Here is an 18717-nt window from a genome sequence, read left to right as displayed (position 1 = left end):
ATCGTCTTACCGACGAGCACGATCGGGCGGTCCTCTCTTTTCTTGGCTCCCTGGTACTGGAGAATAATGAACTTCGGCGGTTCATGACTGCCTTTCGCGACCCCGAGCAAGGCACCCATACCCAGTTTTTCCATCTGCTTTCGTTCGAGGATTTTGAGATGCACACCGGCTTCCTTCGCGACGGCCTTTGCTTCAAGGGCGATTCTGCTCGGCGTCATCACATTGGACGGATGGTTGCAAAGATCCCGAACGAAGACTGTGGCTTCAGCGGTCGCGACACCGCGACGAATTCCTTCGGATAGCTGACGGAGTTGATCTTTCTGGGCGGCCAGAATGGTCATCGTCTTCACTTCTTTGCCAAGGGGAGCGTCGCTGCGATACGTCGTGAATTGATAGCTTCCGAGAATCGCCCCTTCCGCCAGGGTCTGGCCCATGTCAGTCAGCGAGATTTCATTGGGCACGACGCTCGGCAACACCACCGTAAAGGCGCCGCATTTGGCGTGGCGAACCCGTTTGGCGGCATGCCCCATGGCCTGTCGAATCTGATCCAAGTTCAGCTCATGCTTCTTCCCAAGGCCGACAAGAATCAACCGCTTCGACGGAATTCTTCGGTGTGTATGAAATACCACCACCTCATTGGCCTTTCCTTCAAACTCCTTTGACTGCAGAAGGTCACGGAGTGCTCCTCCGAGCGCTCTGTCCAGGAGCGCCCCGTCTTCCTTAGGCAGTCCCTCCCCTTCACAAAACAGAAGGACAAGCGCATCTGTGGCCTCGGCCTCGACCGGTCCTTGTTTCGCTTCAACCCGCATAATATTCATTCGATTCTCCCTTGATGTGTCAATTAGCAAGCGGCCGACTGATGTGGTCAACTTGATCCGTGCATCTTCTGGAAGTCAGGAACACTCTTCACACTCCCCGCATATCGGGTGTCCAGATCTGCTTGTGCAGTTGCAGCTGAAGGCGAATGCGTAATCGATCTGCCAGGAGCCATTCTGCTAACAGCCGTGGATCCAGTGCACCGAACACCGGACTGAAGAGGACCGGCCAGCTATCAGCCAAGTGGAACCGAGTCGGAATGTTTTTGGCCCATTCGTAATCGACCCGGTCCCGGCTAACAAATTTAGCTTCGTCCTGCGGTCTTAGACGGTTGACATTGGGCCAGTGCATCCGTTCCGTCATGCCGCTTCCCGGGCACTTCACGTCCAAGATAATACGGACCAACGGGTGGACTATGGTGGTATCCACTGCTCCGCTTGTTTCAAGAAGGACGGTGAAGCCTTCCTCGCACAACCGACGCAGCAGCGTAGCCGTATCCGATTGTGCCAACGGTTCCCCTCCTGTCACCTCAACCAACTGACAACCATAGGACCGCACCGTGTCGAGAATGTCATCGATGGACCGATCCGTACCGCCAAAGAAAGCGTAGTCTGTATCACACCAGGTGCACCGCAGAGGGCAACCGGTCAGGCGCACAAACACGCAAGGGAGGCCGGCAAAGGTCGACTCACCTTGAACGCTATGAAAAACTTCGGTGATGCGCATCAGCAGTATGTGGCTTAACGATGAGTCGATTTGATGATTCGCCGCGCGAGACGGTTGATCCGATCACAAGCAGCGGCTCATGGCCATTTGACAACCGGCCAGTTCTCGCGTCGGGCGATGGAGGCCATGCCACGAATCGGATTCACCACGGTTGGATGACCGACGGCCCGGAGCAGGTCTAGATCGCCAGGACTGTCTCCGTACGCATAGCATTGGGACAGATCCAGCGTCAGTTCATGGGTCAACTGGTCGATGAGTCGGCGCTTTCCCTCGCCATAAGGAAGGGGGGACACAAGGAAACCGGTATAGAGGCCGTTCTGCTGCTCCAACCGACTCGCAAAACATCGATCAGCTCGAAGCGCGTCCGCAACGGGAGCGATCAGGAAATCGATGGACCCCGTCACGAAAATGATGGCATGGCCGGCATGACGGTGCTCGTCGAGCATCCGCATGGCGGCGGGGGAGACACGAGGACATAATTCTTCGCGGCAAAACTCCTCACCCAACGGTTGAATGACTTGCGAAGGTTTTCCAGCCAGGTACAGCTTCCGCTCGCGGAGTGGGTGCAGCGATAATGAGGGGAAATGTCGCATGAGCCAAGACGCACTGTCACGAGCTTCAGGCCAACCGACGATACCGCGTCGCCACAGCCAGCGGAAAAACTGCACTTCGCTCGCTTCACCGGGTAAAATGGTATTGTCGACGTCAAAAAATGCCGCAATGGATGAGGAGAGACCTCGCTGGTCTGTGCGTATCATCAAAGAGCGCCTAGGAATAGATGCCGATTCTACCGGACGACCGGTTGATTGACAAGAATTTTACCCTCCTCCTATAATGCCTCTCTTCAGATAGGTGTCCTATAGGACGTAGCGAATCATTTGGTGGCCGAAGTGGTGGAATGGCAGACACGCACGTTTGAGGGGCGTGTGGCGAAAGCCGTGCGGGTTCAAGTCCCGCCTTCGGCACCATTGATCGATACCGCCTGCTGACTCCCAGTTAAGACCCTGGGCCGTTTGGATCTAGACTTTTCCTCATTTCTCATAGCAAACTGCTGCCTTACTTAGGAAAAATAACTTCGGCTAAGACGAAAATCTTTTCCTGAGGAAAGCCGGACTCGATCATCGGCTTGTGAAATGGTTGCTCCCATGAGCCGAACCGGCCCTCGATGTATCATCGATGTTGGCCAGCAAGGAGCCACCTCATGAATCCTACAAGTCACTCTCCCGAATTGGATCTGCTGCGCAGGCAGGTAGCCGATCTCGGACGTGAACTCGCCGAACGGGACCGAGTGCTGCACGAACGCACTCGCCACCTCCAGGTGGCACAAGCCCTTGCTCACCTCGGAAGTTGGAATTGGGACATCGCAAGCGGCAAGGTCGAATGGTCAGATGAGCTTTACCGGATCTTCGGCTATGAGCCTCAATCACGAGAGATGACCTTCGACGGTTTTGTGTCGGCGGTGCTCCCGGACGATCATGACCGAGTCCTGGCCTTGATCGATGACGCGCTGGCAGGGGCCGCGCCATACGACATGAAGTGCCGAATCGTTCGTGCCGATGGCGAAGTACGGACCATTCATTGCTGCGGCGAGATCGTGCGTGATAGCCGCAGCCAGCCGCTTCGTATGTCCGGAACCGCCTTGGACATTACTGATCGCAAGCAAACGGAACTTGCCCTGCAGCAACGCGAAGCGCACTTCCGCGCGCTTATCGAGCATTCCTCTGACGTCATCACGGTTCTCAATCTCGACGGCACCATCCGGTATCAAGGTCCGTCGGTCGAACGTTTGCTCGGATACGCCCAGCACCAACTCAATGGACGTAGCGCATTCGAGTTTGTTCATCACGAGGACCTTCCTGCTGTGACCGACAAATTGCGGTTGCTGATCGAGCGGCCCGGAACGCCTCAGCTCGTCGAGTTTCGTTTTCGTCACAAGGACGGCTCGTGGAGAAATTTGGAAGGAATCGGCCGAGTCATCCGCGACCCAGATGGACGCCGCAGTGTCATCTTGAATTCGCGCGACATTACCGAATGGAAGCGCACGGAGGCGATGCTACGGACTTCGCAACAAAAGCTCCGACAATCCCTCCGTGCATCAGGGACCGGGCTATGGGACTGGGACACGGAAACGAATGAAGTGGTTTTTTCCGACGAATGGAAATACCTGTTGGGATACGAGCCGGCAGAAATTTCAGATTCTTTTGAGGGATGGACGGGACTTCTGCACCCAGAGGATCGTGATGCGGCGATTACCTATGCACGAGACTACGTTTCTAATCGCGACGGAGACTATCGACAGGAATTTCGGCTGAAGCACAAGGACGGCGGATATCGATGGATCGAATCACGGGCTTCGTTTGTGACCGAAGCGGATGGCCGAAGGATTCGTCTCCTCGGTTTGCACACCGACATTACTAACCGAAAACGGATGGAAGAGTCGGTACGGGAAAGTGAAGAATCGTACAGGACTTTGGTCGAGCTTTCACCATCGGGTGTATTCGTCTTTCGTGAAGGGCGAATAGTCTACATCAACCACACGGGCGCCATCCTTCTGGGGGCGAAGGGTGCTCGGGATATTCTCGACCGACCGACATTTGAGTTCATCCATCCAGTTAATCACCAAGAAGTCCGTAAGAATATAGAACGCCTGCTGAGCGGCGGAGTGTCTGTCCATAGTGCGGAACGAATTTATCTGAAGATGGATGGAACACCGCTCCCGGTTCAGGTCGAGGCAGCTCGGATCACCTGGAATGGTAAGCCGGCAGTACTCAGTCTGTTTTCCGATATCACGGAACGCAAGCGGACGGAGGAACAACTGCGGGAGAGCGAGGAACGATTCTCCACAGCCTTCCGCACAAGCCCTCATCTGATCGGGATCACGGAGCTTGAAACAGGTCGTTGTATCGAGGTGAACGATGCCTGTTTGAAGGTGTATGGTTTTGACCGAGAAGAAGTGATCGGAAGCACCACGTTGATGCTCGGAATCTGGCCGGATCTTCAAGAAAGAACCAAGTTGATCGATCACCTTCGATCCGAAGGATCGGTCAGAAATCGAGAAGTGTCGATGCGGATGAAAAATGGAAACCTGCGTCAATTCCTCATCTCGGTCGATCTGATTACTCTCAAAGGGGAACGGTGCCTGCTGACGATCGGCAACGACATCACCGAGCGTAAGCAAGCGGAGAAAGCGTTGGCCGATCTTAACGCCACGTTGGAACAGCAGGTATGCGACCGGACGCAAGCTCTGCGCCAGAGCGAAGAGCACTTTCGGCAATTCTTCGACAACGCGCCAAATGTGACCGCCCTGAAAGACCACAATGGGCGTTATGTGTATACCAACAGACAGTTCGACAAGGTATTCAGACTTTCCCCTGGCATAGCCATAGGGAAAACGGATGAGGAATTGTTCTCTCCCGAACAGGCGGCCCAGTTTCAATTGCACGACCGACAGGTGCTACTCAACGGCTGTGGACAGGAATTCGAGCAAGTGACACAACAGGAAGATGGGCTCCATACCAGTATCGTGGTGAGATTCCCCATAACCGACACGTCGGGCCAGCTCTCTGCATTGGGCGTCATTGCCACCGATATTACGGAACGGAAGAGAACGCAGGAGCAACTGAGGCTGTACCAGGAGATCTTTACACACTCCATCGATGGTATCGAGGTCATTGATCCTCAGGGTCGGTATCTCCTGCAAAACAGAGCCCACGAACGAATACTTGGTTACACCACGGATGAACTCAAGGGGAAAACTCCTGCGATCCATCTAGGCGAAGAATCATGTGCGTATATTGCACGAGCACTGGCTGCAACCGGTAGCTATCGAGGAGAGATGGAAAGCTGCGCCAGCGGCGGAGCGACTGTTGCGCTGGACCTCACGGCATTTGCCGTGAAGGATGGCGGGGGCCAGCCCGTCTGTTCTGTCGGTATTATGCGCGACGTCACCGAACGTAATCGCGCGCAGGCGGCGTTGCGCGAGAGCGAGGCGCGTTTCCAACAGTTTGCGGAGTCAGTCGGTTCGGCGTTTTGGATCGCGGATCTCGCACCGAATGGCGAGACGGTCGTATATGCCAATTCGGCGTTTACCCGCATCTGGGGAATTTCGCGTGAAGAATGGGATCAAAGCGGGTCACTGTGGTTCGGTTCGATCCACCCCGATGATCGGACGCGAGTGGAGATGGGTCGTACGCGATTTAGCTCTGGAGGGTTGAAGGCCAAGTTTGACTGCGAGTACCGGATTGTGGATCGAGATGGACGTATCCGATGGATTTCCGACCGAAGAGTCAAAATGGCAGGGTGGGATCAACGCGTCGCCGGTATTGCGGAGGATATTACCAACCATCGACAACAGCTCGCCCTGATGGCCCAAACGGAAGCCCTCGGAAAAATAGGGGGATGGGAGATCGATTTTCTGACCAACCACCTTTGGTGGAGCGACGAAACATATCGATTGCATGATACGACGCCGGAGCTGTATAGCCCGACGGTAGACACAGCGGTGAATTTTTATGCGCCGGAGAGTCGTTCCCTTATTACTGAAGCCTTACAAAATGGGATCGAGCAGGGTAAAGCATGGGATCTCGAGTTGGAATTGATTACGGCGAAGGAGCGTCGGATTGCCGTACGGGTCGCTGGTAAGGTTGATGTCGTGAACGGACGGGCCGTGCGTGCGCACGGCACATTCCAAGACATCACCGAGCGCAAACGGGCCGAAGAGGCTCTTCGAAAAGCCCACGCTGAATTGGAACGCAAAGTCATTGAGCGTACCGCTGAGTTACAAGCCAGCGAAGAGCGTTATACGCGTGCCACTGCGATCGGTAAGGTTGGAGTATGGGAACTGGACGTTTTAACAGGCCAATACCACGGGGATGCGAATCTGAAAGCCCTCTTTGGCTATGCGCCGGAAGAACTTTCCACCGATCCCCATGCCTGGCTGACTCTGGTTCATCCGGATGATCGGCCGATCGTGATGAAGAACTGGGAACTGTTGCGTAGTGGAATATCCGACTTGTGTCACTATGAGGTTCGTCTTATCAAGAATGATGGCTCCCTGGTTTGGGTTGACGTGCGGGGCCGTAGTGTTCGCGATCAGGACGGACACTTGACTAACTTGATCGGCGCCACCGTTGATATCACCGATCGCAAGCAGGCGGAACAGGCTCTCGGGAAGAGCCGCCAAGCAATCCGTGCGCTTCACGATATTTCATCAGCGCAGGGACAGTCTTTCAAGGAGCGTGTCGAAGCGCTGCTTCAGCTAGGGTGCCGCTTTTTCGATCTGCCGATCGGAATGGAGACCTTTGTCCGCAACGACGAGTTGGAGGTGGGACAAGTGAATGCGCCCGGCAGGGCGTTCCATCCGGGTATGCGGGTGTCTCTGAGCAGGGCGTACTGCAGTGAGCCTCTTCGCCAAAACGGGCCAGTATGTTTCGAGCATGCCGGAGCTTCTCCGGAATGGCAGCGGCACCCAGCCTACGCTGCGCTGAAGTTGGAATCGTACATCGGGACTGCGATCAGCGGACTGGAGCGCACCTATGGGACCTTATGTTTTGCGGGTGTGGAACCACGCCATAAGCCTTTTACCGAGTCCGAACGAGATTTCATTCAACTCATGGCGCGATGGCTTGGCGGTGAGATGGATCGTCAATCGGCTCTGGACGCTCTGCGTCAGAGCGAGGAACGATACCGGACACTTTATGATGAAACTCCCTCCATGTATTTCACTGTGGATAGAACGGGAGTCATTAGGTCCGTCAACCAGTACGGGGCGCAGTACTTGGGCTATCGCGTCGAGGATCTGGTCGGGAAGCCGGTGGCGGCTATCTTCTTTGAAGAAGATCAAGAGCGTGTATGTGCCGAGATGGAAGTATTCTTTCGTCATCCGGAAGGTGTCGCGCAATGGGAATTTCGCAAAGTGCGAGGCGATGGCGGAGTGCTGTGGGTACGCGAACTCGCACGCGTGTTGCAGAGCCGGGATGGAGAATCCTTAGCATTGATCGTGTGCGAGGACATCACTGAGCGCAAGCATTCGGAAGAGGCGCTGCGGGCAAGCGAAGAGCGTTTCGCCAAAGCGTTCCAGGCTAGCCCCCATCCGATCGTCATCAGTGAGCTGGACTCTGGCCGGATAGTGGACGCTAACGATGCAGCCTGCCGCATGTTCGGATACCGCAAGGAAGAAGTCGAAGGACGGACCACATTACAGATGGGACTCTGGCATTCGGCGGATGAACGGGCTCATTTCGTTGAATTGTTAAGAGGGACAGGATCGATCCGCAACATGGAAGCGGCACTCCATTGCAAGAACGGCCAGATCCGCCACTGCCTGTTGTCATCAGAGCTGATCGAATTAAACGGCAAGCAATGCAGTGTAACGGTCGGTGACGACATCACCGAAAGCAAGCGCATGGAAAAGGCGCTGCAGTTGACGCAATTCTCTGTGGATCAGGCCGTCGAGGCGATCTTGTGGGTGGATCCCACAGCTCGCATATTCAGCGTCAATAATACCGCATGCCGCATGTTGGAATACTCACGCCGAGATCTGACAGAGATGACGATACATGATATCGACCCGAATTTCCCGGCAGAGCGATGGGTGGACCATTGGAATTACTTGAAACAGCAAGGAGCGTTGACATTCGAAGCGAAGTTTTGGTCGCGAACCGGAGGTGTTTTGGAGACGGATGTGACCGTCAATTATCTGCAGCATGAGGGCAAAGAATACGGCTGCATGATTTTGCGGGACGTTGGAGAACGCAAACGAGCGGAAGCCGAGCTTCACCGCTCCCATATGTTCTTGCGCCAGGTCATTGACACCGACCCCGACCTCATTTTTGCCAAGGATCGTGAAGGACGGTTCACCATGGCCAACAAGGCTGTCGGCGATTGGTACGGCACTTCGGTGGAAAATTTACTCGGGAAATCGGATGCCGACTTCAATCCCAATGCGGAAGAGGTGGGGTTCTTTCGGCAGAGCGATCTTGAGGTGATTCATTCCGGGAGGGATTTATTCATCCCGGAGGAGAGGATCACCGATGCAGAGGGAAGGATGCGCTGGTTACAGACGGTCAAGAGGCCGATTTTTGATGACCAGGGATGCGTCCATATGGTGCTCGGAGCTGCGACTGATATCACCGAGCGTAAACGGATGGAAGAGATACTCCTGCAGCGCGAGCGAGACTTGAGCGCCGCGCTTCAAGAGCGGGAACGGATCAGCCAAGACCTCCATGATGGCATTCTGCAATCCTTGTACGCCGTCGGACTCGGATTAGAAGCGTGTAAACCACTGATCACGAGCCAACAAGATCACGTGGCAGAGAAATTCATGGCGACCCTGGATCAAGCCATTGGGCAGCTCAACCAGGTCATGACGGAGGTGCGAAATTTCATTGCCGGACTCGAATCCCAAGTGATGCAGGGTGGAGACTTCTCGACCGCATTGCGGACCATGGTCGAGACGATGTCCCTCTCATCTTCCGCCAGATGTCGGGTGAGAATCGACGACGCAGCGGCACGACGCCTTTCCACCGAACAAGCGCTCCATATTATCAACATCGTACGGGAAGGGTTGAGTAATGCGCTGCGCCACAGCCGCGCCAAGCAGATCACTGTATCACTTCGGGATCTCACCCGTTCGGATCGTCTCGCCGTTACGGATGACGGCGTCGGGTTTAATACACGCTCAGTTCAGGGAATTGGCCATGGGTTAGTTAACATGGCGGCGCGAGCTCAAAAAGTGCGCGGCTTATTCGCCATCCAATCAAACCCTGATAGGGGGACGAGGATCTCTCTCGATCTTCCAAAGGATACTCATTATGCTCACCACTAAAAATCAAGCCATTCGGGTACTGCTCGTCGACGATCATGAGGTCATTCGGGTGGGATTGCGGACCGTGCTCGGCCAAACCCAGAGTGTCGCCGTTGTGGGGGAAGCGGGTACCATGGAGGATGCGATCCAGCAAACGCAGCGATTGAAGCCCGACGTAATCTTGATGGATGTTCGACTGCCGGACGGGTCCGGTATCGACGCCTGTCGGGAAATTCTAGGCGCGCTGCCGGGAACACGGGTCATTTTCCTGACGTCCTACGCCGACGACGACTCCATTCTCGCCGCAGTGCTCGCCGGCGCTCAGGGCTACGTCCTCAAAGAAATCGATTCACCTGCATTAATTGAAGCCATCCTCTCGGTTGCGAAAGGCCAATCGATTTTGGACTCCAGTGTGACCGAACGAGCTCTGCGGTGGTTGAGAGGGATTCACGATCTGCCCGCGAGCCCTGGTACGGATCAACTATCCTCCCAGGAAGAACGAGTAGTCGCACTAGTGGCCGAAGGAAAGACCAACAAGGAAATTGCCGTCGCCCTCGGGCTCAGCGACAAGACCGTGAAGAATTACCTGGCAAACGTATTTCAAAAGCTGCGTATCACACGGCGCGCACAGGCAGCCGCCTTTTTTGTGAAGCGGCAAGGATAAGCGACGAACATTCGGCTCTAGCAATTTAGGTGCAAAAATCTAACCTCGCAGCTTCCCTTCATCCCTAGCATCCCTTTGTGCTTCATGTAAATTAGTCCAGAATTATTCGCATTCTTAACTACTGTGTGCATGCCAGGAGGTTGTCCCGCATGACTGCTGGTCTCTTCCTAGGATTGCTCCTGTCCCTGAGTTTTTTGTTATGGGTGGTAATTCGACAGCGCCAAGAGAACGTTCTGAGTTCAACCGTCATCGCGGCGACCAGTTGCAGCGTGCTTGTAACGGATGCCACGTTGTCCCATCATCCCATTGTCTATGTAAATCCGGCCTTCTTGTTGTTGACTGGTTATACCGAGCAGGAGGTGATCGGCCAAACGACGTCGATCTTCACTGGCCCGGATACAGATCGGGCCTCGATGGAAAAACTTGCGATGGCCCTCCAGGATGGATGGGCGTGTCGCGTGCGGTTATGCCATTACCGAAAGAACGGTACCCCATTTTGGAATGATGTATCCCTGTCACCGGTGAAAGACCGCTTGGGCCTGATGACGTCGGTCGTTTGGACTATGAGCGAGGTGTCACAAGCGGCGCAGGTCACAGAAGCGCTTGATAGGACCCAGTCCAAAGATCTCGTCGCTCTTCGGCAAGCAGAACAGGCGCTCCGGGACAGCGAAGCACGGCTTGATCTTGCCGTACAGATGGGAAAGGTCGGGTTCTTTGAACACGATCACCGTACGGATTCCCTCTCTTGGTCACCGATCACGCGAAACATCTACGGCGTTGGTACCGATGAGCCAGCTTCATCGGAGCGCTTCTTTGAACTGGTTCATCCCGATGATCGAGACCGGATGTCTATGGTTCAACCAGCCTGCGCTGAGGCTGGTGATAGCCGATATGAGGTCGCGTGCCGCATCGTCAGACCAGACGGCGCCATGCGGCACATCAGTCTTCGTTTTCTGACTTCGTTTGATGGCGATGGGCAGCCGATCCGCACGGTTGGGGCAGTCGTTGATGTGACTCATTATAAGGAAATCAAGATCGAGCAGCGCGAAACAGCGAGGATGGAAGCGATCGGCACCTTTGCCGGTGGTATTGCTCACGAGTTGAATAACGGTCTCACGGCCGTACTCGGCTTCAGCGAGTTGGCGCTTCCATTGATTCTGGCTGAGAGCCGGGCACATCGCCATATCAGGCAAGTCATAGAAGCGGCGAAAAAGTCCCGGGACTTGATCCAGCAGTTGATGACCTTCGGTGCGCAAACCGACCAAGGTCGATGCCCACTGGTACTCCATTCCTTGGCGAAAGAATCTCTCAGGTATCTTCGTCCAACGATCCCTTTGTGGATTGAACTTAGAGCGCAGATTGCACACGCGACGAACCCTATTTCGGCCAATGCCGTGCAGATGCATGAGATGATTTTTAACCTGGTCGATAATGCCCTTCGTGCGATGCGCAACACAGGAGGGATCCTCGATGTTCAGCTTCAGAGCCGGGAGTTTGTAACGGACCAGATCATGCCGTCCGGTAGACTCCCCGCAGGAGGGTACGTCTGCCTCAGTGTCCGAGATACAAGCGAGGGCATGGATCCTGAGAGAGTCAGTCGCTTATTCGCCTCGTTGTTGGCGCCCAATGCCGTCAGTGAGAGGCAGGATGTGGGACTAGCAGTCGTCTACAGCATCGTCACGTCGCATGGTGGGACCCTGGCCGTTGAGAGTCAAATTGGCGCCGGAACGACGGTATCGGTCTACCTTCCCGTTCTTCCGGCTTGTGCTTCATCGACGACTCAGGAGAGCGATCCGCATCTCCATGGACACGAATGTATCTTATTCGTCGATGACGAAGACTCCGTTGTTCAATTAGGAAGAGAGGCGTTGGAATCCCTCGGCTATTATCCAGTGATATGTAGGACGGCTGCCGAAGCATTGGACATTTTTCAAGCCGACCCAAAACGGTTCGACTTGCTGATTACCGATCGGACGATGCCCGGCATGAGTGGGGATTGTCTAGCCCAAGAATGTCGGCGACGTCGACCGAATCTTCCAGTCCTCTTCTGCAGTGGGTCAAATAGTGTACCTAGCCTGAACGACGTCTGTCCCCAGGGCGCTATGGAGTGCCTCCTAAAACCGCTCACGTTGCATGAGCTGGCGTATGCCATACGCCGGGCATTGGGTCAGTCTCCTGCCTTTTCAGGACCAACGGCTGCGTCGGACAACTCCGACCCAGAATCATCGATGATATCGATTGAGGTGTCGGATGCCGTCGGTCCTCGTGGTTGATGATCAGGACCAAGTTCGTCAGCTTATTCGGGAAACGTTGGAACAGGCCGGTTATGAGGTCGAAGAGGCCAGCGACGGGAAAGAGAGCCTGGACCGGTATCGGGTTAGATCGACGGATGTTGTCATCATGGATATTCTCATGCCGGACCAAGACGGATTAGAGACCATCATGACGCTCCGCCAGGAGTTTCCCGATATTCGCATCATCGCGATGACGGGCGGAAGTGATACGGTTGGCATCCCCAATTTTTTTGATTTCGCAAAAATGCTTGGAGCCAGACGGGCGCTTCAAAAGCCATTCGAACTGAAAGTTTTGCTCGATGCGGTTGCTGCCGAACTGACGGTCTAAAAACTCGCCGCACAACGCTCAACGTTCTTCGCATTGACATCGAGACACGGTCCCGTCAGACTCGGCATTTCATGCCTGGATCATGCCCTTCATGACATTTCTCAATCTGTCCATGGCGACCCTCGTTGGCGCAGTTGGTTTCTGGCTCATATGGGGAGGAACTGTCTCTCCAATTATCATGGTTGGATGGGCGCTGATCTTGGGGCTGTTCTTATGGTTCATGACTAAATCGATCACGGAACTTTGGGCATGGACTACGCTGTTGCTCGGTCTGGAAAGCTTTGGCTGGCCGTTGGCATTGATGAGTCAACTCAGGGACCAGGCAGGATCACTTCCCGAATCTGACATGGGAACGATTCTTTCAGCCGTCGTACTGGGTCTCTTCTCATCTGTGTTTTGGATTTCGTTTTCCTACGGTTTGTTCAAACGAGCACGTAGGCTGGATTCGGCTCTATCCGTGGAGCAGGCTGCCACCGTGCCGATTCCCGGGACAAACAAAAAGAAGAACTGCTTCTAACCTTATCCATTCTCGATCGGGTCGATGTCGACGACGAATTTGATCCCCCTCTTACGGTACGCTCGCTCCATTTTTTGGACGGAATCATGAATCCGTCGGCTTAGGGCGGTGACAGTAGTTCCCTTTACTAAGATGCGATACTGCTGGCGACCTTTTGGATGTCTGCGTATTGCCGGCACTGGTCCTAAAACAATTAGAGGCTCCTGGTCAGGGACGTTCTGTTCAAGGTCCGCGCTCCATCGCTTGGCGGCCTCCTCGATCATGCTAAGATCTTTCCCGACTACCGAGAGATCAGCCAAGTGGCAGAGGGGTGGATAATGAAGAAGTCTGCGTGCGGAGAATTCCTCACTGTAAAAGTGATTCGGATTTCCCGAGATCAAAGCCTGTACCGCATGATGTGTAGGAAGGCGCGTCTGTACAATAACTAGGCCTCCGGTAGATGCTGGACATGCCAGACTGGCAGCATCCACCAGCAGGTGATACGTGCGCTCTGCTGCTCGAAATTCCGAGATGTGCAACCCGGAATCTGCATGAAGGACACCCACCAAGCCGTAGCGAGGCAGTGGCTCCCCACGAAACAGCGCTTGGGTACCAATGAGAATGTCCCACGCGCCGGACCTGACTCCTTCCCATAGAGCCTGCGAGGATGCTGAATGTTGGAGCGTGTCGCGGTCGAGCCGGGCGATTTTAGCTTGCGGGAATAAGCGGCGAGCTTCGACTTCAACACGTTCGGTACCGTATCCCACGGGACTCACACGAGGAGTACGGCACAAAGGGCAGAGATCCGGCAATTGATCTACCTTACCACAGTAGCGGCAAGTCAGCCTGCCGGCTTCACGATAATAGGTAAGTGGCACGATACAGGAATCGCAACGTGAGACCCAGCCACAGTCTCGACAAGCCAAGGTCCCCGCATAACCTTTCCTATTGAGAAAGAGTAGGATCTTTGCATGTGTCTGCAAGGCATCGTGCATCGCCCTGATGAGTTTGTAACTGAAGAGGGTTCCTGCTGGCTCGTTGCGAAGGTCAATGAGCTCAATCGTAGGTTGAAGAGCAACTTCTTGTGGCACATGGTGGATTTCAGCTTCGATATCGAATCTCGATTCAAGGGATGGGTGAGCCGAGGCCAATACGACTAGCGTTCGTTCGCTCTCGGCTCTCCAAAGAGCCACCTCTCTGGCATGATAACGCGGTTCCTGAAGCTCTTTCAGGGTAGGATCCTCTTCCCCTTCCACCCAGATCAGTCCGATTGATCGAAGAGGTGAAAATATGGCTGAACGGGTTCCTACGACTACCGAGGGGATCTGTCCCTGATCCGGTTGCCATCGACCCCATCCTAAAGATGGGCGTGCGAGGATAATCTGGAGGTCCGTGAGTTTTGAGAGCACTTGTTTCAACCACGATGCTTTCGCGATTTCTCCGGTGAGAACGATAGTGGATTTCTTCATTGAATGCGCCTGTTGAATGGCGTCGACAAGCCGACTGAGTCGGTGTTCCCACGGGGCATGGAGTAGGAGTCTCTTCATGTGGTTGCTGTGAAGGCAGTGTGCGACGTGCGTTTTCCATGAGGAGTCCACCTCCGGGAGTGTTTCAGCGAGCATGTCCCCCATTGGCGTTCTGCGATCATGCTCGTCCAAGGTGAGCCGTCTATGCGGCTCTTGGAACTCAACGTCAGCATTATCCCAAGGCATGAGCTCTATCCACGACCTGTTGATAAGTGCGTCGATTCGCACGGTGTTTCCCTGTCGAGTTGGTTGAAGTGTCGAGGACAAGATTCCACGAGTTCGCCGTGCAATTCGGTCGAGAATTGGCTTCAAATAGTCCGGACAATGGCCAGCTTCCAAGGCTGCGCGGCCCTCCGCAGTAACCACGTATCGCGCGGCGGATGGTTTTTGGCTTGTTATTGAGGGTAATATGAGCCGAAGACACTGGCCCCAGGGTGCAACGTAGTATTCAGCGACCTTACGAGATAATTCGAACAGCGCCGGAGGCAGTATAGAAGCTTGTCCATCGTAATCCAGAGAGCGGATCTCTTTAATGGAAGCGGACTTTATCTCGGTCGCAAGGTGATTACTCAGCGAGATGACAACCCCTTCCAGCACCGTATGCCCAAATGGGACGAGGACACGACGCCCTATTGCTATGCTTTGAGCTAAGGTTGGAGGGACGAGATACGTGAAGGCCCTCGCAATATGGCGGGGCACGATAACATCTGCATAGAGTGCCTCCATTTGACGAGGAAGGGTCGAGTTCCTATCAGAAGCCATGTCGCATTCTAGCAGCCTTAAAAAACGAAGAACACCGGTCGCTCCGGTGTTCTTGGCCAGGAAGATATCGGTTGAAGAAGATCGTTACGGGAAGAGTTAGAAATACTGACGCAACTCTCTAAGCCCGATGCTATTCCGTCGGAGTTCCAGTGGTTGGCTGCTGGGGAGAAGGATTCTCTTTGTTGACGGCGGTCGGAGTAGCACCCGCATCGGGGTTGCTAGCCGTACCCGATTCCTCCTTCATGGAAACTTGGGAAGAATCGCCGACGGACAAAGTCCCTCGACCAGAGGGTGCAACCGTGTCTGAAACCGTCGGAAGAAGCGTTTGGTCATTGCCTTCACGCGCACTTGAACTCGAACGGTTGTGCTCCAGCATTTGCACTTGAGTCTGCACCTCAGATTTAGGTGTCGGAGCATCAGACGTATAAAGAAGAATCTCCACGCGCCGATTCTTCGTGCGACCCTCCTCCATTGTATTCGTGGCAATTGGTTTAGTGTCGCCGAGCCCCACCGAACTGATCCGTTCCGGTTCCACACCGCCCTTTTCTAGGAGATAGCTGCGGACGCCGTTTGACCGCACTTTAGACAACTCCCAATTGCTCGGATACCGCGACTTGAGCGAAGGGCCGATCTCCACGTTATCCGTATGACCTTCGATCCGGATCATCCTCATGTCGCCGCTGGTGCGCAGGTATTCAATCAACTGATCGAGCACCTTGTAATTTTCAACTTTGATAGCCGCATCTCCTGAATCGTAGTGCAGGAACTTCGTTAGATCCCCAAGGTTGAGTCGGCTTTGCCCTGATGCGTCCTGTATCTTTAACGTGCTGAAGACTAGATCGTTCGGGAGCGTCTGTCTGGCATGAGAAGTGGGCGACTCCGAGGTTGTTGCTGCCGGTTGAGTGAGAGGAACGATGTATCCAACGAGTTTGAATCGGTCTCCTTTGATCACACGAGTATTCGCCCTAAGGACAATGGCGGCTGCCGTATGAGATTCCACCGACAGCACCCTGAGTTGGCCGATCTTTCGTGGAGGAAGCCCGGCACTGTGACGGTGTATATCGAGGAGATCGCCGGTCTTTAGTCCATGGTCTCTCCCTCGGTCCAGGTACACAACATTTAACTGCGAAACCAGCGTCATCGTTCGGTCGGCCTGGAGCTCAATAATCATACCCTCGAGGTCGGAGATGTTCGACGCGAGGCTTGTCTCCATGTCTGGAGTCGGAGCCACAAAACGCATGACAGGGTCGCCGGGGGAAATCGGTCCGTAGCTGAGCACGGCCTCCGCAGTCGTGAGAGTGTGGTCGGCTGCGGTCACCTTCACGACCGCCGAACGATTCATGACAAACCCGAGGTATTCCTTGGTCACTGGATGAAACACCTTCCGAACCCTCCGGTAGACGGTGAAAAGGTCACCAACTGCCACTTCAGTGGGGTTGTTGAGCTTGAGATAGAGTGAATCTCGCTTGCCAAGAAGCATGCGATTGCCCGTGGACTGATTATCACCTGTTACGAGGTTTACGGTTCCGTCGATCGGGGATGTTTTCTGAATTGCACCACTTGAAAAGGCGAGAGCAGCCTCTGAAAACCGAATGGAATCAATCTCTGGTGCCTGTGCAAGTGCTCCGTCAAGTGAGACGCCGATCCCTGAACACAGGACTAAGACGAGAGATGCCAAGGTTTTCATAGGTCGATTCCTTCTGTGGCTAGTGTTGCTTGGAAAAACATAGCAAAAGACGCTGTGTTGTCAAGAATTTGAGATGGATTGGTAGGAGTTTGACGAGCCGTTCTTTGCGATGGTAACGTGGAATCCTGTCATCCCAATCTGTCGAGATGTGGCTGACCTATGAATGACGACGAGAAAAAGAATCAACGTCTCTCCGGAAGTTCCTGCCAGAAGGAACGAATTGATACACAGATCCATCGGCGACGAAAGGTCAAGGCGTTTTCTCCTCTCGAATCGGAATGGGAAAGTTCAGAGGCTGGCCCGTCTTCCTGCGGGACGATGACAAAGCGGAAGAAAGTAGACGCTTGATGCGTGCTCGTGAGTCGTAACAAGAATCTAGTCTCTCAACCTAACTTTCCGCACTCAGCTCACCGTATCTAGGGCTTTCGGGTCTGCCGGAGTTAGGTCCTTTGTTCGCTTGCTATCCCCGAGACCGAGGAACTAAGATTTCACGCATCTGATCTAGAATACCCTTTCCAGGTCAATACTTTGCGAGAGAAAAACTAATGACCGGAACCGAAGTTCTTCTTGAATATTTGACGAAATTCTTCCCGATCTTTCTTTTTATCTTGGTAACGTTGTTTTTCGGGGTAGCAACCTTAGTCATTAGTTATTTTGTGCAGCCTAGGTATCCGGAGCCAGAAAAATTATCGACCTACGAATGTGGAGCCGAGCCATTTTCCGACGCCCGTATGCCGTTCCCTGTCAGGTATTACATTTTTGCGATGTTGTTCGTCATCTTCGATATTGAAGTGATCTTCCTCTACCCGTGGGCCGTCGTATTCACCAAAATCGGGGTGATTGGGTTGATTGAAATGATGATTTTTATAGGACTATTCATCGTGGCTTATGTGTATGCCTGGCGGAAAGGCGCGCTGGAGTGGGACTGAGGATGATATGGGGCTGATTCAACTGGGGCGACATGAGAAAGACGGTGCCCCGGACGTCATTACGGGATCTCTTGAAAAGGCCGTGAACTGGGCGAGGAAGGGTTCTCTCTGGCCAATGACCTTCGGGCTCGCCTGCTGCGCTATCGAGATGATGGCCGCTGTTTCCTCCCGATACGACATGGATCGGTTCGGGGCAGGAGTGTTTCGTGGTTCGCCGCGGCAGTCGGATTTGATGATCGTCGCCGGAACCGTGTGCCGACGTATGGCGCCGGTGATTCGAAAGATTTACGACCAAATGCCGGAACCCAAATACGTGATTGCGATGGGCTCCTGTGCCACCTCGGGGAACATCTATGATAGTTACAGTGTTGTGCAGGGAGTCGACCGATTTATTCCCGTTGATATTTATGTGCCCGGCTGTCCTCCGACTCCGGAGGCGCTTTTGGACGGCATCCTAAAACTGCAAGAGCGCATTATGCAAAAACGTGTGTTTGTGACTCAACCGGAGCAGGTCAAGGCCAGTCTGAAAGTGTGACGCGTCGTTATGCACCCACTGCTCCAGCGGATTCAGCAGACGTTTTCGGTCGGAATCACCGGCCTGGCAGAATGGCGCGGTGACGTGGCCGTGACCGTCTCCCGAGACAAACTCCATGACGTTGCTCAGTTTCTACGAAGCGATCCCGGG

Annotated in this window: 12 protein-coding genes, 1 tRNA gene and 1 pseudogene; 8 read left to right on the top strand and 6 right to left on the bottom strand. The window is 54.2% G+C overall.

From position 1 onward, the window contains the following. From ACOSYY_RS00150 to ACOSYY_RS00140, 3 genes are all read right to left on the bottom strand, one after another. Positions 1 to 818, bottom strand: an 818-nt coding sequence (locus ACOSYY_RS00150) for a leucyl aminopeptidase family protein (RefSeq protein WP_421660188.1), incomplete at its 3' end; no start/stop codon positions are given. Positions 819 to 906: 88 nt separating this feature from the next. Continuing rightward, entirely contained in the window at positions 907 to 1542 is a 636-nt protein-coding gene (locus ACOSYY_RS00145; RefSeq protein WP_421660187.1) for a radical SAM protein, read from the bottom strand. Positions 1543 to 1619: 77 nt separating this feature from the next. After that, positions 1620 to 2300: an HAD family hydrolase gene (locus ACOSYY_RS00140; protein WP_421660186.1), complete on the bottom strand. Its 681-nt coding sequence runs from the start codon at positions 2298 to 2300 to the stop codon at positions 1620 to 1622. A gap of 126 nt (positions 2301 to 2426) precedes the next feature. On the opposite strand from ACOSYY_RS00140, the gene ACOSYY_RS00135 reads away from it, so the two are divergent. The 6 genes from ACOSYY_RS00135 (at position 2427) to ACOSYY_RS00110 (ending at position 13149) form a co-directional block, all read left to right on the top strand. Further along, positions 2427 to 2510: transfer RNA gene (locus tag ACOSYY_RS00135), tRNA-Leu, on the top strand. 233 nt (positions 2511 to 2743) lie between these two features. After that, complete coding sequence (locus ACOSYY_RS00130) at positions 2744 to 9367, top strand: PAS domain S-box protein (protein ID WP_421660185.1); 6624 nt, start codon at positions 2744 to 2746, stop codon at positions 9365 to 9367. Further along, complete coding sequence (locus ACOSYY_RS00125) at positions 9354 to 10010, top strand: response regulator transcription factor (protein WP_421660184.1); 657 nt, start codon at positions 9354 to 9356, stop codon at positions 10008 to 10010. Before ACOSYY_RS00130 ends, ACOSYY_RS00125 begins: the two co-directional genes overlap by 14 nt. Before the next feature lie 149 nt (positions 10011 to 10159). Next, a complete protein-coding gene (locus ACOSYY_RS00120; protein WP_421660183.1) occupies positions 10160 to 12283 on the top strand; it encodes a hybrid sensor histidine kinase/response regulator in 2124 nt (707 codons plus the stop codon). Then, a complete protein-coding gene (locus tag ACOSYY_RS00115) occupies positions 12261 to 12632 on the top strand; it encodes a response regulator (protein ID WP_421660182.1) in 372 nt (123 codons plus the stop codon). Before ACOSYY_RS00120 ends, ACOSYY_RS00115 begins: the two co-directional genes overlap by 23 nt. Before the next feature lie 91 nt (positions 12633 to 12723). Next, on the top strand, positions 12724 to 13149 hold the full coding sequence (locus ACOSYY_RS00110) for a hypothetical protein (protein WP_421660180.1): 426 nt from the start codon (positions 12724 to 12726) through the stop codon (positions 13147 to 13149). A 2-nt stretch (positions 13150 to 13151) separates the two neighbouring features. Here the strand turns inward: ACOSYY_RS00110 and priA are convergent, their stop codons facing one another. The 3 genes and pseudogenes from priA to ACOSYY_RS00095 all read right to left on the bottom strand — a co-directional run bounded on the left by priA (position 13152) and on the right by ACOSYY_RS00095 (position 17103). Then, positions 13152 to 14675, bottom strand: a complete 1524-nt coding sequence (gene priA / locus ACOSYY_RS00105) for a replication restart helicase PriA (RefSeq protein ID WP_421660189.1) — start codon at positions 14673 to 14675, stop codon at positions 13152 to 13154. A gap of 393 nt (positions 14676 to 15068) precedes the next feature. Further along, a pseudogene (locus tag ACOSYY_RS00100) lies at positions 15069 to 15380 on the bottom strand (primosomal protein N' family DNA-binding protein); the annotation flags it as partial. A 166-nt stretch (positions 15381 to 15546) separates the two neighbouring features. After that, positions 15547 to 17103, bottom strand: coding sequence for an OmpA family protein (locus ACOSYY_RS00095; protein ID WP_421660179.1), 1557 nt, complete (start codon positions 17101 to 17103; stop codon positions 15547 to 15549). A 545-nt stretch (positions 17104 to 17648) separates the two neighbouring features. On the opposite strand from ACOSYY_RS00095, the gene ACOSYY_RS00090 reads away from it, so the two are divergent. Together ACOSYY_RS00090 and ACOSYY_RS00085 are read left to right on the top strand one after the other, a co-directional pair. Next, complete coding sequence (locus ACOSYY_RS00090) at positions 17649 to 18032, top strand: NADH-quinone oxidoreductase subunit A (protein ID WP_421660178.1); 384 nt, start codon at positions 17649 to 17651, stop codon at positions 18030 to 18032. A 7-nt stretch (positions 18033 to 18039) separates the two neighbouring features. After that, positions 18040 to 18567 carry an NADH-quinone oxidoreductase subunit B gene (locus tag ACOSYY_RS00085; protein WP_086417293.1) on the top strand — a complete coding sequence of 176 codons (528 nt, stop codon included), beginning with the start codon at positions 18040 to 18042 and terminating at the stop codon, positions 18565 to 18567. Positions 18568 to 18717: the final 150 nt, after the last annotated feature.

Source organism: Nitrospira sp. BLG_2 (assembly GCF_049222245.1).
The sequence above is the reverse complement of the archived record's forward strand: the minus strand, read 5'-3'. Positions and strand labels throughout refer to the sequence as shown.

What these genes read in the sequence shown, in the direction of transcription:
- ACOSYY_RS00145 (WP_421660187.1), bottom strand. Translation starts at nt 1,542, where the DNA reads ATGCGCATCACCGAAGTTTTTCATAGCGTTCAAGGTGAGTCGACCTTT.
- ACOSYY_RS00140 (WP_421660186.1), bottom strand. Translation starts at nt 2,300, where the DNA reads ATGATACGCACAGACCAGCGAGGTCTCTCCTCATCCATTGCGGCATTT.
- ACOSYY_RS00130 (WP_421660185.1), top strand. Translation starts at nt 2,744, where the DNA reads ATGAATCCTACAAGTCACTCTCCCGAATTGGATCTGCTGCGCAGGCAG.
- ACOSYY_RS00125 (WP_421660184.1), top strand. Translation starts at nt 9,354, where the DNA reads ATGCTCACCACTAAAAATCAAGCCATTCGGGTACTGCTCGTCGACGAT.
- ACOSYY_RS00120 (WP_421660183.1), top strand. Translation starts at nt 10,160, where the DNA reads ATGACTGCTGGTCTCTTCCTAGGATTGCTCCTGTCCCTGAGTTTTTTG.
- ACOSYY_RS00115 (WP_421660182.1), top strand. Translation starts at nt 12,261, where the DNA reads ATGCCGTCGGTCCTCGTGGTTGATGATCAGGACCAAGTTCGTCAGCTT.
- ACOSYY_RS00110 (WP_421660180.1), top strand. Translation starts at nt 12,724, where the DNA reads ATGACATTTCTCAATCTGTCCATGGCGACCCTCGTTGGCGCAGTTGGT.
- priA (WP_421660189.1), bottom strand. Translation starts at nt 14,675, where the DNA reads ATGAAGAGACTCCTACTCCATGCCCCGTGGGAACACCGACTCAGTCGG.
- ACOSYY_RS00095 (WP_421660179.1), bottom strand. Translation starts at nt 17,103, where the DNA reads ATGAAAACCTTGGCATCTCTCGTCTTAGTCCTGTGTTCAGGGATCGGC.
- ACOSYY_RS00090 (WP_421660178.1), top strand. Translation starts at nt 17,649, where the DNA reads ATGACCGGAACCGAAGTTCTTCTTGAATATTTGACGAAATTCTTCCCG.
- ACOSYY_RS00085 (WP_086417293.1), top strand. Translation starts at nt 18,040, where the DNA reads ATGGGGCTGATTCAACTGGGGCGACATGAGAAAGACGGTGCCCCGGAC.